Below are 14,546 nucleotides of genomic sequence, written 5' to 3'. Positions count from 1 at the left end.
GTGGCGCAATCTGCTCGGCCCCTCGCTCCAGCACGATCGTAAAGAGCTCGCGCTTACCCCCCACGTTCGATCAGAAAGCGAAGCCCGCCTTCGACGACGACCGTTTCCACCAGCCTGTGGCCGGCCTCGGTGCAGAAGGCAGGGATGTCGATCGCGGCAAGCGGATCCGTGGTTTCGAGCCAGAGACGGCTACCCGGGCGCATGGTCTTCAGCCGCTTCCTGGCCTTGAGCACCGGCAAGGGGCAGTTCAGTCCCTTGAGGTCATAGACCGCAGTACGGGAAGCCAATCTCAACTGCCGAAGATGCTGCCGATGCGCTTGCGCACGGAGCCGATGGAGCCGAGCAGGCCGGGCTTCTTCTCCTCCTGCGCAGGGGCTTCGGCGGTCTCGGTCGCGCCCTCGGCAGGCGTCGCCTCGGCGGGAGCAGCCGGCACGGTCTCGGCCGCAGCGGCCGCCGCCTCCGCGGCTTCCTTCTCGGCCTTGGCTGCAGCTATTGCGGCGGCCTTTTCCTCTTCGGCGCGTTTTTCGGCCGCGAGCTTTTCTTCCTCGGCCTTCCTCCTGGCGGCGGCCTCGGCCTCCAGGGCTGCCATGCGGCGACCGGCCGGCGAATCGATACGGCCCATGCGCGGCGTCGCCACCACGCTGCCGTCGTCCGCGAGCGACGGCGGCTCGATCGAGATGCGCTCGCCCCGCGCCCGCCGATGCGTCCAGTCCTGCACGACCTTGGCTTCCTGGATGCCCTTGATCGACGGCTTGGTCGGCGCCGCGCTGTCCGCGGCCGCGCTGGCGAATGCGGCCTCGTACTGGGTCTGGTAGGACTGGTAGGCGCTGGCCAGTGCGGGCGGCTGCGTCGAGATCGGGCAGGCCCCGGTCGGCGAGAAGGCCTTGCCGTCCGTCACCTGGTTGAAGACGTAGCGCTTCTCGCAGACATCGACCTTCGGCGGCACCTTGGTAAGCTCGAAGTGGTCGTAGCCTTCCTTCAGGTTCTTCCAGAACGCGTAGTTCGGATCGTTGCGGTAGCGCGCCATATTGGCCGCCGTCATGCGGAAGGGATAGGCCTGGATCTGGAACTCGGTCTGGCCACCGGCGAAGGATTCGCGGGCGAAAAGATAGATCTGCTCGATCTGGTCGTCTTTCATGGAATAGCAGCCCGACGAGGAGCAGCCGCCATGCACCATCAGGTTGGAGCCGGTGCGTCCATGCGCACGGTCATAGGCGTTGGGATAGCCGATGTTGAACGAAAGATGGAATTTCGAATTCGGATTCATCTGGGCCGGGCGGACGGTATAGAAGCCCTCCGGCGCCTGGCGATCCCCTTCGATGAATTTCGGCCCGAGCTTTCCCGAATATTTGCAGATGTCGTAGGTCGCTATGATGTCGTAGCGCCCGTTGCTCTTCTGCTTCCAGACTTCGAGCTTGCCCTCTTCCTTGAAGATGCGCGCCAGAACCGGCGAGTTGCGGCTCATGCCCTTGGCGCTCATTTCGGTCAGGATCTTCGACGGCAGCGACTTGCCGGCATTCGGCACGAAGTCGGACATCGAGCTTTCGTTGCAGCCGGCCAATGCCAGCGCGGCGAACAGCAAACCGGTGCGTGCGATGCGGGCCATCATCTGGTGTCGTCGTCTCTCTCGGCCGGTCTCTGAATTGTCCCCACCGGTCTGTCGGGGCGCGCACACCCTAGCCCCGTTAACCCTAAAGAATCGCTACCGCAAGCGGACCGTCCTTCCCTCACGGCATCGTTATTGAACCAAAGCTGGCGGCAATTTTGTGGCGAAAACGCGGCCGTCCGCCGCGTGCGGCGCGGCTCCTACAGGCTGCGGCCGATCGCCAGGTATTTCTCGCGGCGCTGCTCGCGGAAATCGGAATTGGAGCCGGCGAAATCGTGCAGCGTCCGGGCGATCTGGTCGCCGGTCGCGGCGATCACCTTTTCGGGCGCGCGATGCGCGCCGCCGAGCGGCTCGGCGATGATGCCGTCGATGACCTTCAGCTCCAGAAGGTCCTGGGCCGTGATCTTCATCGATGTCGCGGCATCCTTGGCGCGTGTCGAATCGTGCCACAGGATCGACGCAGCACCCTCCGGCGAGATCACCGAATAGATCGAATGCTCGAGCATGTAGACGCGGTTCGCCGTAGCGATGGCGATCGCCCCGCCCGAGCCGCCCTCGCCGATGATGACCGACAGCGACGGGATCTTGAGGCCGAGCGACGCCGAGGTCGAGCGTGCTATGGCCTCGGCCTGGCCGCGTTCTTCCGCGCCGATGCCGGGATAGGCACCGGCCGTGTCCACCAGGCTGATCAACGGCACGCCGAAACGGTCGGCGAGTTCCATGATACGCACAGCCTTGCGGTAGCCTTCGGGCTTGGCCATGCCGAAATTGTGCTTGAGCCGGCTCTTGGTGTCGGAGCCCTTCTCCTGGCCGATGACGGCAACCGGCTCGCCGCGGAAACGGGCGAAGCCGCCGACGATGGCGTGGTCGTCGCCGAAGGCGCGGTCGCCTGCCAGCGGCGTGAAGTCGGTGAACAGCGCATCGACATAGTCGAGGCAGTGCGGCCGGTCGGGATGGCGGGCGACCTGCGCCTTCTGCCAGGGATTGAGCTGCTTGTAGATGTCGCGCAGCGCGTCGCGGGAGCGCTTTTCCAGCCGCGCGACCTCGTCGCCGACATCCACCGCCTCGCCGCTCTCGGAGAGCTTCTTCAGCTCGATAATCTTGCCTTCGAGGTCGGCGACGGGTTTTTCGAAATCGAGGTAATTATACATTCGTGAGCGGACCAGGACGCGGGATACGGTTCGAAACGACGCCGGAATTGACGGGAAAATGGGCCCGGCGCCCGGAATGCTGCCCTCACATAACGATCCGAGGCCTAGTCGGCAAGCGGATGATGGTCCTGCACCAGCCTGACCAGCCGCTCCTCCAGGACATGGGTGTAGATCTGCGTAGTGGAGATGTCGGAATGGCCCAGCAGCTGCTGCACGGCACGCAGGTCGGCGCCGTTCTGCAGGAGATGGCTGGCGAAAGCGTGGCGGAGCACATGCGGCGAGACCTTCGCCGCCGCGATGCCGGTGCGCGCGGCGAGCCCCTTCAGTTCGCGCGCGAAGACCTGGCGCGGCAGATGGCCGCTCTCCGACGACGCCGGGAACAGCCAGGGGCTTTCGTCGAGGCGCGGCACGGCGGCGCGTTCGGCCATCCAGCCGCGCATCGCCTCGCGCGCCGCCTTGGACAGCGGCACCATCCGCTCCTTGCCGCCTTTGCCGCGTACGATGAAGAAGCGCTCGTCGCGCTGCGCCACGGAGGCGGGCAGCGACACCAGTTCCGAAACGCGCAGGCCCGTGGCGTAGAGCACCTCGACCAGCGCATGCAGCCGTTTCGCCGCGACCCGGGCCGCACCGCCCTCTGCCGGGTCGCGCGCTTCCGCCGCGGCCCGGTCGAGCAGGCGGCCCGTATCGGCCTCGCTCATCGTCTTGGGCAGGGGCCGGCCCTTGCGCGGCGCGTCGAGAGTGCCGGTCGGATCGTCGGCGCGAAGCCCTTCCGCATAGAGGAACTTGAAGAACTGGCGCAGCGCGGAGAGCTTTCGCGCCTGCGAGGTGGGCGCGAAGCCGCGCTCGGCGATGCCGTCGAGATAGGCGCGGATGTCGGCGGCTCCTGCGCCCGCCAACCCTCCCGGCGCATCGGCCATGTGCTCGGCCGCATCGTCGAGGTCGCGCCGGTACGAGGCGAGCGTGTTGTCGGCCGCCCCGCGCTCGGCGCTCATCATCTCCAGGAAAGCCTCGATGCGGGCGGCGCTGCGCATCGCCTACTTCTTCGGATTGAGCTTGTCGGGCGGGATCCTGACGATCATCTCGCCCTGGTTCGGCTGGACGAAGGTGGCGAGCGCGAACATCGCGCCGTAGACGACGCCGGCGATAACGGCGAGGGTCATCAGCAACCGGAACAGTGTCGGCATCGGTCGATTCGCGCGCCTTTTACGATTCTGGTCCTTATCCGACGGGCACCGCGCCATTTCAAGGCGGCCGCGGCGCTTGACGCAACAGGCCTTTTCATGTCGATACGCGACCGGCAGGACGAGAGACGATGACGACCGAGCACATCCCGATGGAGCAGCGGCCGAACGAGGTGCTTCGGCGCCTGGGCAACCGTTCGATCGTTTTCGTGGGGCTGATGGGCGCCGGCAAGACGGCGATCGGCCGCAGGGTGGCGAGCGCACTCGGTCTCTCCTTCACCGACAGCGACCACGAGATCGAGTCCGTCTCGCGCATGACGGTTCCCGAGCTTTTTGAACGCTACGGAGAAGCCGAATTCCGCGCGCTGGAGCAGCGCGTGATCGCGCGCATCCTCGAAAGCGGACCGCAGGTCCTGTCGACCGGCGGCGGCGCCTATATGAACGAGCATACCCGCCAGGCCATCACCGAGCGCGGCGTGTCCGTCTGGCTGAAGGCCGACATCGACACGCTGATGGAACGGGTGTCCAAGAAGCAGAACCGTCCGCTGCTGAAGAACCCCGATCCGCGGGCCGTCATGCAGCGGCTGATGGCCGAGCGTTATCCGGTCTATGCCAGGGCCGACGTCACCGTGCCGACCCGCGACGAACGCAAGGAGGTCATCGCCGCCGAGGTGATCGCCGCTCTGTTCGCGGCACTGGACGGCGGGGCGCAGGCCGGGGTCCAGGCACCCCACGCCGCAAAGGAGATGCCATGAGCGAGCGGGTCACCGTCGGGCTGGGAGAGCGCAGCTACGACATATTGATCGGACCGGGCCTGATCGAGGCGGCAGGCGCCGAGATCGCCGCCCGGCTGCCCGGCATCCGCGCCGCGATCGTGACCGACGGGAACGTCGCGCCCGTGCATTTGGCAAGGCTGGAGGCGGGCCTCGCCGCCGGCGGCGTCCCGTCCGTTGCCCTGACGCTCGCGCCGGGCGAGAAGACCAAGAGCTTCGCCGCCCTGCAGGATGTCGTGGACGCCGTGCTGGCCGCGCGGCTCGAGCGCGGTGACGCAGTCGTCGCGCTCGGCGGCGGCGTGATCGGAGATCTTGCCGGCTTCGCGGCGGGCATTGTGCGGCGCGGCATGAATTTCGTGCAGATACCGACATCGCTGCTCGCCCAGGTCGATTCTTCGGTCGGCGGCAAGACCGGCATCAACAGCGCCCACGGCAAGAACCTCGTCGGCGTCTTCCACCAGCCTCGCCTCGTGCTGGCCGACACCGGCGTGCTGGATACGCTGCCGGCGCGGGAATTCCGGGCCGGCTACGCCGAAGTCGCCAAATACGGCCTTATCGACCGGCCGGATTTCTTCGCCTGGCTGGAAGCCAACTGGCGGGAGGTGTTTTCAGGCGGTCCCGCCCGCACGCGCGCGATCGCCGTGTCCTGCCAGGCCAAGGCCGATGTCGTGGCGCGCGACGAATTCGAGACCGGCGATCGCGCCTTGCTCAATCTCGGCCACACATTCGGCCATGCCCTGGAGGCCGCGACCGGCTATGACGGCGGGCGTCTCGTCCATGGCGAGGGCGTGGCGATCGGCATGGCGCTTGCGCACCGCTTCTCCGCGCGCCTCAATCTGGCGAGCCAGGACGACGCGGCCCGTGTGGAGGCTCATCTCCGGGCCGTCGGCCTGCCCTGGCGCATGGCCGACATCCCCGGCGAACTCCCCGATGCCGAAAGGCTGCTTGGCTACATCCAGCAGGACAAGAAGGTGTCGCGCGGCGCGCTGACCTTCATCCTCACCCGTGGCGTCGGCCGCTCCTTCATCGCCAGGGACGTGCCCGCCTCGGAGGTGCTTTCCTTCCTGAAGCAGAACCATCCGGGATGAGCCCGGAGCTTGTCGGTGCGCTGGCGGTGCTGGGCCTGGCAACGGCCGGGGCCCTGCTTTTGTTCGCCCGCGGCAGGTTCGCGCCCGGCACGGTGCCCGACAAGGCCGGCAGCGGGCGCGCGCAGGAGCGCCCCGATGCCGCTCAGCGCGACGGTGCGACCGCGCCGGCCGGCGCCGGATGGCAGGCCGATCTCGCGGGTCTCGAGGTGTCGGACGTGATGGTGCACCGTATGAACATGCGCTCCGTCAATGTCGACGATCCCCGGGAGACGATCGTCCGCGAGATCCTGCAGAGCCCGCACACCCGCATGCCGCTGTGGCGCGGCTCGCTCGACGACATCGTCGGCGTCGTCCATGCCAAGGATCTGTTGCGCGCGCTCCATGACCTCGGCAACGACTTTTCGAAGCTCGACATCATGAAGGTTGCCACCAAGCCCTGGTTCGTGCCCGACACGACCTCGCTGCAGGACCAGCTCAACGCCTTCCTGCGCCGCAAGGCGCATTTCGCGATCGTGGTCGACGAATATGGCGAGGTGCAGGGACTGGTCACGCTGGAGGACATCATCGAGGAGATCGTCGGCGAGATCGCCGACGAGCACGACGTCGACATGCAAGGCGTCAAGCAGGAGGCGGACGGCTCGATCGTGGTCGACGGTTCCGTGCCGATCCGCGACCTGAACCGCGCGCTCGGCTGGAACCTTCCCGACGACGAGGCCACCACCATCGCCGGCCTCGTCATCCACGAGACGCAATCGATCCCCGAGGAGAAGCAGGCCTTCACCTTCCACGCCAAGCGCTTCATCGTGATGAAGCGCGAGAAGAACCGCATCACGCGGATCAGGATCAGGCCGGCCGACCAGCAGTGACGGTTCATATGCCGGTCGTTGTTGCCGGCCACTTTCGAGCATGGCTTTGTATGTCCTTCGGAGGTGGACGATCATGACCGAGCATGTGTCGAAGTCGCAGTTCAAGGCGCGGGCATTGGAGTTCTTTCGCCGGGTCGAAACGACAGGGGAACCTGTCGTCATTACCGACCGCGGCCAGCCCAAGCTCGAGATACGCCGCTATTCCGCGCCGCGACGGGATTCGCTGGAGACCTTGCGTGGGACGGTGCTGCGCTACGACGCTCCCATGGAGCCAGTGGGCGACGATGTTTGGGAAGCCGGGACTTGATCATACCCGATCCCGCGTCGCGACGATCTGTCGTAACGGGTTTCGGCCGACCGTCGCGAACACTCCGGCATCACTCGACGGCTGACGCGCTTCCTTACCAGCGCGTCTTCTCTCCCGGCGCGGCCGGTTCGATCGCCAGCGCGTGAACCCCGGCTTCGAGCTCGTCGGCCAGCAGCCGGTTGACGGCACGGTGGCGATCGATGCGGCTCATGCCGGCAAAGGCCGGCGACACGATCCGCACCCGGAAATGCGTTTCGCCGGAGCCGTCGAAGGTGGCGTGGTGGCCCGAATCCGCGTGATGATGGCCGGCATGGAGATGGCTCTCGTTGATCACCGACAGCCTTTCGGGGCGGAAGGCCTCTGTCAGCTTGGCTTCCATCGTCGCCTGTATGGACATCACGCTATTCCTTCACCATATGTGCTGTGCCGCCGCGAAAATCTGAAAAAACTGCACCCGATGGCCGCGATTCAGCGGTTAGGGCGATTGCGTCGGAAATGTCAATTCTTGTCTCGCGGCCCCATCTTCCCATAAATGGAACCGATGACGTCCTATTCCAAATATTTCGACCGGATCCGCGTCCGGCCCGATCCGGAGGCGGAGCTGAAATCGCGCGCGCCGCGCTGCCAGTGGGACGGCTGCGCGGAGGCCGGCACGCATCGCGCGCCGGTCGGGCGGCTGAAGGAGGGCGAGTATTTCCGCTTCTGCTTCGAGCATGTGCGCGAGTACAACAAGGGGTTCAACTACTTCTCCGGTCTCGCCGACTCCGAGATCGCGCGCTTCCAGAAGGAGGCGCTGACCGGCCACCGGCCGACATGGACGATGGGCATCAACGGCGCGGCGCGCTCCGCGCCCGATTTCGCGCAGCAGCGCTCGGGCCGCGCCGGCTACTACAACCGCATTCGCGACCCCTACAACCTGTTCAACGGCGGCCGGGACCATGACGGTCCGCGCGAGCGCAAGGCAAAACCGCTTGAGGCCAAGGCGCTCGAAACGCTTGGCCTTGATACAAAGGCGACTGGCGCGGACATCAAGTCCCGCTATAAGGAACTCGTGAAGCGCCACCATCCCGACGCGAATGGCGGTGACAGGGGTTCGGAAGATCGGTTCCGCGACGTGCTCCAAGCATATCGCGTGCTCAAACAAGCAGGTTTGTGTTGAGCGCAGGGTCTGATAAAGACCACCCCCGAAGAAAAGATGGGTTGCCGGCGAAGCGAAGACCTTCGCGCGTGGAGAAGTGATGAACAAGATGGATCGCGATATCGCCAACCTGCCCGACACGACGGTGTCGGTGAAGCAGGTCTTCGGCTTCGACTCCAGGATGGTGGTGCCGGCCTATTCGGTAGCGACCGAGCACGTGCCCGATGTCGACCCCGACTATCTGTTCGACGAGCAGACCACGCTCGCCATCCTCTCCGGCTTCGCCTTCAACCGCCGCGTGATGGTGTCGGGGTATCACGGCACCGGCAAGTCGACCCATATCGAGCAGGTCGCCTCGCGTCTCAACTGGCCCTGCGTGCGCGTCAATCTCGACAGCCATGTCAGTCGTATCGACCTCGTCGGCAAGGACGCGATCGTGGTCAAGGACGGCAAGCAGGTGACCGAGTTCCGCGACGGCATCCTGCCATGGGCCTATCAGCACAATGTCGCGCTCTGCTTCGACGAGTACGACGCCGGCCGGCCCGACGTGATGTTCGTCATCCAGCGCGTCCTGGAATCGTCGGGACGCCTCACTCTGCTCGACCAGAGCCGCGTCATCCGCCCGCATCCGGCCTTCCGCCTGTTCGCCACGGCCAACACGGTCGGCCTCGGCGACACGACGGGCCTCTATCACGGCACACAGCAGATCAACCAGGCGCAGATGGACCGCTGGTCGATCGTGACCACGCTGAACTATCTGCCGCACGACAACGAAGTCGCGATCATCCTGGCCAAGGCCAAGCACTACCGCAACGAAAAGGGCAAGGACATCGTCAACAAGATGGTGCGTGTGGCCGACATGACCCGCTCGGCCTTCATGAACGGCGATCTGTCGACCGTCATGAGCCCGCGTACCGTCATCACCTGGGCCGAGAACGCCGAGATCTTCGGCAGCGTCGGCATGGCGTTCCGGCTGACCTTCCTCAACAAATGCGACGAGCTCGAGCGCAACGTGGTCGCGGAATTCTATCAGCGCGCCTTCGGCGAGGAATTGCCGGAATCGGCGGCCAACGTGGTGCTCGGCTGAACCGGTAAGACCGATGGCGGGCCCCGGAGACAACACGCGCAACAAGCCGAAGAACGGCACCGACACGGACGCCTTCAAGCGCGCCGTGACGGTCACCATGCGCGCGATCGCCGGCGACAACGAGATGGAAATCGCCTTTGCGAAGGACCGGCCAGCTTTGGCCGGAAACCGGGCGCGGCTTCCCGAACTGCCGAAGAAGCCGTCTAAGACAGACATCGCCGTCACTCGCGGGCTCGGCGATTCCATGGCGCTGAAGCGCGCCTGCCACGACATGCGCATCCACACCCGCCTCGCTCCGGATGGAAAGCAGGCCCGCGCCATCTATGACGCTGTAGAGCAGGCGCGCTGCGAGGCGATCGGCAGCCGCGCCATGCAGGGTGTGGCCGACAATATCGGCATGATGCTGGAGGACAAATACACCAAAGCCAATCTCGCCGACGTGCGTGATCAGGCCGACGCTCCGCTGGAAGAGGCGATCGCGCTCATCGTGCGCGAGAAGCTGACGGGCCGCGCCGTGCCGAAGAGCGGCGAGCGCATGGTCGGCCTCTGGCGCAACTGGGTCGAGGACAAGGCCGGCGCCGACATGGACGGCCTGGCCGACAAGCTGGACGACCAGCAGGCCTTTGCCCGCGTCGTGCGCGAGATGCTCGCCTCCATGGAGATGGCCGAAGAACTCGGCGACGACGAGGAGACCGAGGACGCCCAGGACGACAATGACGACCAGCCGCAGGGCGAGGAAAACAGCGAGAAGGGCGGCGAGGAGGACTCCGGATCGGACGAAGCCCAATCCGACGACGCCGAAGCCTCCGCCGAGGAGCAGGAGACCGGAGAGACCGAGGCTTCGGACGCGACGGCCGACGACATGTCGGATGACGAGGATGCCGACGCAGAGACGCCCGGCGAGGCCAAGCGCCCCGACAACCCCTTCGTCAACCTGCCCAAGGAGATCGACTACAAGGTCTTCACGTCAGCCTTCGACGAGACGGTGGGCGCGGAGGAGCTCTGCGACGAGGAGGAACTCGACCGGTTGCGCGCCTTCCTCGACAAGCAGCTCGCCAATCTGCAGGGCGTCGTCGGCCGCCTGGCCAACCGCCTGCAGCGCCGCCTGATGGCCCAGCAGAACCGGTCCTGGGACTTCGATCTCGAGGAAGGTTATCTCGATCCGGCACGCCTGGTGCGCGTGGTCATCGACCCGATGCAGCCGCTCTCCTTCAAGCAGGAGCGCGACACCAAGTTCCGCGACACGGTGGTGACGCTGGTGCTCGACAATTCGGGCTCCATGCGCGGCCGGCCGATCACGGTGGCGGCGACCTGTGCCGACATACTGGCCCGCACGCTGGAGCGCTGCGGCGTCGCGGTCGAGATTCTCGGCTTCACCACGCGCGCCTGGAAGGGCGGGCAGTCGCGCGAGAAATGGCTGAAGGACGGCAAACCCGCCAATCCCGGCCGCCTCAACGACCTGCGCCACATCATCTACAAGAGCGCCGACACGCCGCTGAGGCGCGCCCGGCGCAATCTCGGCCTTATGATGCGTGAGGGGCTGCTGAAGGAGAACATCGACGGCGAGGCGCTACTTTGGGCGCATAACCGCCTGATCGGCCGGCCCGAGCAGCGCAAGATCCTGATGATGATCTCGGACGGCGCGCCGGTCGACGATTCGACGCTGTCGGTCAATCCGGGCAACTATCTGGAACGTCATCTGCGCGCCGTCATCGAGCTGATAGAGACGCGCTCGCCGGTCGAGCTCCTGGCGATCGGCATCGGCCACGACGTCACGCGCTATTACCGGCGCGCCGTGACCATCGTCGACGCCGAGGAGCTTGCCGGGGCCATGACCGAGCAACTCGCCTCGCTGTTCGGCGAGGAATCGACCCGGGACATCCGCCGCAGCGGTTTGCGGCGGGCCGGATGAAGAAATCCTCCCTTTTCGTCGCGATCGCTCTGGGCTTGCTCGCGGCTGTGCCGCCGGCGACGGCCCGTGACCGGGCCGCGGTCGAGCAGCTGGAGGTGAGGGCCCGGCCGATCACCAACTTCCGCATCGGCCGCGACGACAAGCAGTTCGGCCCTTTCGAATTCGTCGGCGGGCTGGAGATGACCTCTTCCGGGCGTGACTTCGGCGCGCTGTCGTCGTTCCGCTTCCTCTCGCCAGGCGGCGACTTCGTCGGCGTCGCCGATACCGGCTTCTGGTTCTTCGGCGTTGTGACCCGCGATGCGGACCGGCGCCCGACCGGAATCGACCGCTTCACCATGCAGCAGATGGTCGACGCCGGCGGCAATCCGATCGGCGAGAAGTGGCTCGTCGACGCTGAAGGGCTCGATGTGACCGACGACGTCGCCACGGTGGGCTTCGAACGCAATCATCGCATCGCCCGGTTCCGCATCGATCGGGACGACATGAAGGCACCGTTCCACGAGCTCGATTTCGTGGTGCCGAAGGTCGAGCTGCGCCGGAACAAGGGCTTCGAGACGGTCGCGCGCGCGCCTGCCGAGGGCAAGCTGCGGGGCAGCCTGATCGTCGTGTCGGAGCGCAGCATCGACAAGCAGGGCAACGTCTTCGCCGCCATCCTCGAAGGGCCCGGCAAAGGCGTCTTCACGATCCGGCGCCAAGACAATTTCGACATCACCGACGGTGCCTTCCTGCCGGACGGAGACCTTCTTCTTCTGGAGCGGCGCTTCACCATGGCCGACGGTGTCGCCATGCGGTTGCGCCGGATCAAGGGCGATACGATCGCCAAGGGCCAGATCGCCGACGGGCCGGTGCTGATGTCGGCCGACATGGGCTACCAGATCGACAATATGGAGGCGATGGACGTCTGGCGCCGCGACGACGGCGCGCTGATGGTGTCGCTGATGTCGGACGACAACCACTCCATGCTCCAGCGCAATCTCTATCTGGAGTTCCGCCTGCACGAGGATTGAGGCGTATTTTCCGCAAGGTCGGCTTTGCGGTGGCAGGGTTGCACTGCTACGTGGCGCCCCAGCATTTACCCCTCATCCGACCTCGCTTCGCGAGGCCACCTTCTCCCACAAGGGGAGAAGGCTGGTGTCTGGCTTGTCCGGCTCTGCAAACCATCAACGTCAACGATTAGCCGAGACGTCGCGGAAAGCCTTCCCTTCTCCCCTTGTGGGAGAAGGTGGCCTCGCCCGAAAGGGCGAGGTCGGATGAGGGGTAAATGCCGGCCGCTACGCCGCCGCCAGACGCGCGCTCCAACGGGCCACGATCAGCCGGTAGGGAATAAGCGCAAAGACGGCGATGACGAGCTTCACGCCGAGATCGCCGAGCGCCCAGGAAACCCAGCGCTCGGCCTGCGCGCCGAACAGGCCGAGCAGCGGCGCCTGCTCCAGTGCGAAGGCGTCGTCGGGTCCGAAGAAGGCGAAGGTGGCCGAGAAGGCGATGCTGAAGAAGACGGCGGTGTCGACGACCGAGCCGGCCAGCGAGGCGAACACCGGAGCGCGCCACCAGCTCTGCCGCCGCAGACGATTGAACACGGTGACATCGAGAAGCTGGCCGACGAGGAAGGCGCTTCCGGAGGCGGCGGCAATGCGCACCAGGCGTCCCGCGGCCGTCTCGAATTCGATCAGCCCGTAGCGATAGAGCAGCGGCGGCACGACGATCGAGCAGAGCACCGCCGCAGCGAAGCCGACGAAGACGACGCGCCGCGCGATTGCCGGCCCGTACCGGCGGTTGGCGAGGTCGGTGACAAGGAACGCGAAAGGATAGGTGAAAGCGCCCCAGGTCAGGATGTCGGCGAGCGAGAGGACGCCAAGCTGCCCCTGTATGGGAAACTGCACAAGCACATTGGATGCCATGACGATGAGCGCCATAGCCGCCACGAATGGCAGGTACTTGGAAAAGAAAGACATTTTTTTATCCTGGGTGATGGAACCAGTGGAGCGGAACCACGAGAGGCGACTGCTCCGGAAGGCGGTCGTCCCCCGCCTTGGAACTTGCTATCAGGCGGCAGTCTGCTCGGCAAGCTTCTTCACGACCTGCTTCTTCAGAAGCCGGGCACGCTGGGAAAGCTCGGCCACATCGGCCTTCACGAGGAATGCGTCGAGACCGCCGCGATGCTCGACCGAACGCAGGGCGTTCGCCGAGATGCGCAGGCGCACATTCTGGTTCAGCGCTTCCGAGATAAGCGTCACATTGACGAGGTTAGGCAGGAAGCGGCGCCGCGTCTTGTTGTTGGCGTGGCTCACATTGTTGCCGGTCTGGACAGCCTTGCCGGTCAGTTCACAAGCGCGAGACATTTTCGTACCTTCAATTCGTACCGGGCCAATTGTCCAAGCCGCACCAAACAGGGATCGGCGCGCGGGCTTGTCAGGCGGCCTTGAGGGAAAAGTTGGCGTTCCATAGTGGCATTTGACCGATGCGTCAAGCGCAAGCTTGGCGAAGCCTCGCGATTGCGGCGTTTCACAATGCCGTCGGAATTGGTCGCTAGCCAGTCCCCGAGGGATGTTTGACTGCGATCGGGAGCCGGACTTGTCTTTCACGCATCGCTCTTCCCAACCCGGCCGAATATGCGCCGCAAGCGCCCTGGCCGCGCTTGCCTGCGTCTGGCTGGCGGTTCCGGTCCATGCGGCGGCCAAGCAGCAGCCGCGTGCCTTCAAGGCGGACTACGCCGTCACGATCTACGGGCTGACAGTTGCGCGCTCCCAGTTCACGAGCCGCATCTCGCCCGACAGCTTCAAGCTGGAGGGCGCGATCTCCAGCGCCGGACTGGCCGTCATCTTCGACAATACCAGGGCCAGCACGGTTGCCACGGGTCGCTTCTCGAAGGACGCCACGCTGCCCGATGACTATTCGGTTTCCTATACATTCGGCAAGAAAATGAAGCGGACGACGCTGGCCTTCGCCGACGGCAAGGTGTCGAAGGTAATCAACGTGCCACCTCTGCAGAAGCGCGGCAAGGACTGGGTTCCGCTCGACGGCAAGGATCTCGTCGCCGTCACCGACCCGATCTCGGCCGTGCTGGTGCGCGCGCCTTCGCTCGGCCAGGTCTGCCGCCGGACCATAAAGGTCTTCGACGGCGAGCTTCGTGCCGATCTCCGGCTTTCCCCGGTCGGCACCGGACCGGTTGACATGGGCGCCTACAAAGGCGACGCGGCGGTGTGCAGCGGCAAGTTCGTGCCGGTCGCCGGCTATCGGCCCGGCAACAAGTCGATCCGCTACCTGAGGGACCGCAGCGACATCCGCATCACATTTGCCCCGCTCGGCGAAACCGGCGTATATGCGCCGATCCACGCCACGGTGGGGACGCAGATCGGCACGGTCACGTTCCGCGCGCGGCAGATCGAAGCCATCGAGTAGCGCGCCGGGCGCGCCGGGAGGGGACCTTGGGGGGCGTT

17 protein-coding genes are annotated in these 14,546 nt (G+C 65.7%); 9 read left to right on the top strand and 8 right to left on the bottom strand.

Annotation, left to right across the window (positions count from 1 at the left end):
- Positions 1–53: 53 nt before the first annotated feature.
- The 5 genes from JN302_RS08610 to JN302_RS08590 all read right to left on the bottom strand — a co-directional run bounded on the left by JN302_RS08610 (position 54) and on the right by JN302_RS08590 (position 3,941).
- Positions 54–287 carry a sulfurtransferase TusA family protein gene (locus JN302_RS08610; protein ID WP_202311248.1) on the bottom strand — a complete coding sequence of 78 codons (234 nt, stop codon included), beginning with the start codon at positions 285–287 and terminating at the stop codon, positions 54–56.
- 2 nt (positions 288–289) lie between these two features.
- Entirely contained in the window at positions 290–1,609 is a 1,320-nt protein-coding gene (locus tag JN302_RS08605; protein ID WP_202332599.1) for a L,D-transpeptidase family protein, read from the bottom strand.
- 197 nt (positions 1,610–1,806) lie between these two features.
- The gene (locus tag JN302_RS08600) at positions 1,807–2,757 is read right to left on the bottom strand and encodes an acetyl-CoA carboxylase carboxyltransferase subunit alpha (RefSeq protein ID WP_202311244.1); all 951 of its coding nucleotides are present in this window, start codon (positions 2,755–2,757) and stop codon (positions 1,807–1,809) included.
- Positions 2,758–2,861: 104 nt separating this feature from the next.
- Positions 2,862–3,788, bottom strand: coding sequence for a site-specific tyrosine recombinase XerD (locus tag JN302_RS08595; protein ID WP_202332598.1), 927 nt, complete (start codon positions 3,786–3,788; stop codon positions 2,862–2,864).
- 3 nt (positions 3,789–3,791) lie between these two features.
- Entirely contained in the window at positions 3,792–3,941 is a 150-nt protein-coding gene (locus JN302_RS08590; RefSeq protein WP_202311242.1) for a histidine kinase, read from the bottom strand.
- A 128-nt stretch (positions 3,942–4,069) separates the two neighbouring features.
- Here JN302_RS08590 and JN302_RS08585 point away from each other — a divergent pair, with 128 nt between their 5' ends.
- The 4 genes from JN302_RS08585 to JN302_RS08570 all read left to right on the top strand — a co-directional run bounded on the left by JN302_RS08585 (position 4,070) and on the right by JN302_RS08570 (position 6,972).
- Positions 4,070–4,693 carry a shikimate kinase gene (locus tag JN302_RS08585; protein WP_202332597.1) on the top strand — a complete coding sequence of 208 codons (624 nt, stop codon included), beginning with the start codon at positions 4,070–4,072 and terminating at the stop codon, positions 4,691–4,693.
- Positions 4,690–5,799 carry a 3-dehydroquinate synthase gene (gene aroB, locus JN302_RS08580; protein ID WP_202311240.1) on the top strand — a complete coding sequence of 370 codons (1,110 nt, stop codon included), beginning with the start codon at positions 4,690–4,692 and terminating at the stop codon, positions 5,797–5,799. Before JN302_RS08585 ends, aroB begins: the two co-directional genes overlap by 4 nt.
- Complete coding sequence (locus JN302_RS08575) at positions 5,796–6,665, top strand: transporter associated domain-containing protein (protein ID WP_244846253.1); 870 nt, start codon at positions 5,796–5,798, stop codon at positions 6,663–6,665. The genes aroB and JN302_RS08575 overlap by 4 nt, the downstream gene beginning before the upstream one ends.
- Before the next feature lie 73 nt (positions 6,666–6,738).
- Positions 6,739–6,972: a type II toxin-antitoxin system Phd/YefM family antitoxin gene (locus tag JN302_RS08570; protein WP_202332596.1), complete on the top strand. Its 234-nt coding sequence runs from the start codon at positions 6,739–6,741 to the stop codon at positions 6,970–6,972.
- Between the two features lie 94 nt (positions 6,973–7,066).
- On the opposite strand, the gene JN302_RS08565 is transcribed toward JN302_RS08570, so the two are convergent.
- Positions 7,067–7,369: a BolA family protein gene (locus JN302_RS08565; RefSeq protein WP_202332595.1), complete on the bottom strand. Its 303-nt coding sequence runs from the start codon at positions 7,367–7,369 to the stop codon at positions 7,067–7,069.
- A 144-nt stretch (positions 7,370–7,513) separates the two neighbouring features.
- Between JN302_RS08565 and JN302_RS08560 the strand changes: the two genes are divergently transcribed.
- The 4 genes from JN302_RS08560 to JN302_RS08545 all read left to right on the top strand — a co-directional run bounded on the left by JN302_RS08560 (position 7,514) and on the right by JN302_RS08545 (position 12,116).
- Positions 7,514–8,131, top strand: coding sequence for a J domain-containing protein (locus JN302_RS08560; protein WP_202311234.1), 618 nt, complete (start codon positions 7,514–7,516; stop codon positions 8,129–8,131).
- A gap of 79 nt (positions 8,132–8,210) precedes the next feature.
- Entirely contained in the window at positions 8,211–9,197 is a 987-nt protein-coding gene (gene cobS / locus JN302_RS08555) for a cobaltochelatase subunit CobS (protein ID WP_202311231.1), read from the top strand.
- Positions 9,198–9,210: 13 nt separating this feature from the next.
- Complete coding sequence (gene cobT, locus JN302_RS08550; RefSeq protein WP_202332594.1) at positions 9,211–11,109, top strand: cobaltochelatase subunit CobT; 1,899 nt, start codon at positions 9,211–9,213, stop codon at positions 11,107–11,109.
- Positions 11,106–12,116: an esterase-like activity of phytase family protein gene (locus JN302_RS08545; RefSeq protein ID WP_202332593.1), complete on the top strand. Its 1,011-nt coding sequence runs from the start codon at positions 11,106–11,108 to the stop codon at positions 12,114–12,116. The genes cobT and JN302_RS08545 overlap by 4 nt, the downstream gene beginning before the upstream one ends.
- Before the next feature lie 264 nt (positions 12,117–12,380).
- Here the strand turns inward: JN302_RS08545 and JN302_RS08540 are convergent, their stop codons facing one another.
- Together JN302_RS08540 and rpmB are read right to left on the bottom strand one after the other, a co-directional pair.
- Entirely contained in the window at positions 12,381–13,061 is a 681-nt protein-coding gene (locus tag JN302_RS08540; protein ID WP_202311225.1) for a queuosine precursor transporter, read from the bottom strand.
- Between the two features lie 90 nt (positions 13,062–13,151).
- Positions 13,152–13,448, bottom strand: a complete 297-nt coding sequence (rpmB, locus tag JN302_RS08535) for a 50S ribosomal protein L28 (RefSeq protein WP_202311224.1) — start codon at positions 13,446–13,448, stop codon at positions 13,152–13,154.
- Positions 13,449–13,680: 232 nt separating this feature from the next.
- Here rpmB and JN302_RS08530 point away from each other — a divergent pair, with 232 nt between their 5' ends.
- Entirely contained in the window at positions 13,681–14,508 is an 828-nt protein-coding gene (locus tag JN302_RS08530) for a DUF3108 domain-containing protein (protein ID WP_244846252.1), read from the top strand.
- Positions 14,509–14,546: the final 38 nt, after the last annotated feature.

The organism is Mesorhizobium sp. L-8-3, assembly GCF_016756615.1.
Lineage (GTDB): Bacteria > Pseudomonadota > Alphaproteobacteria > Rhizobiales > Rhizobiaceae.
This window is presented reverse-complemented; position numbering and strand designations above follow the sequence as displayed.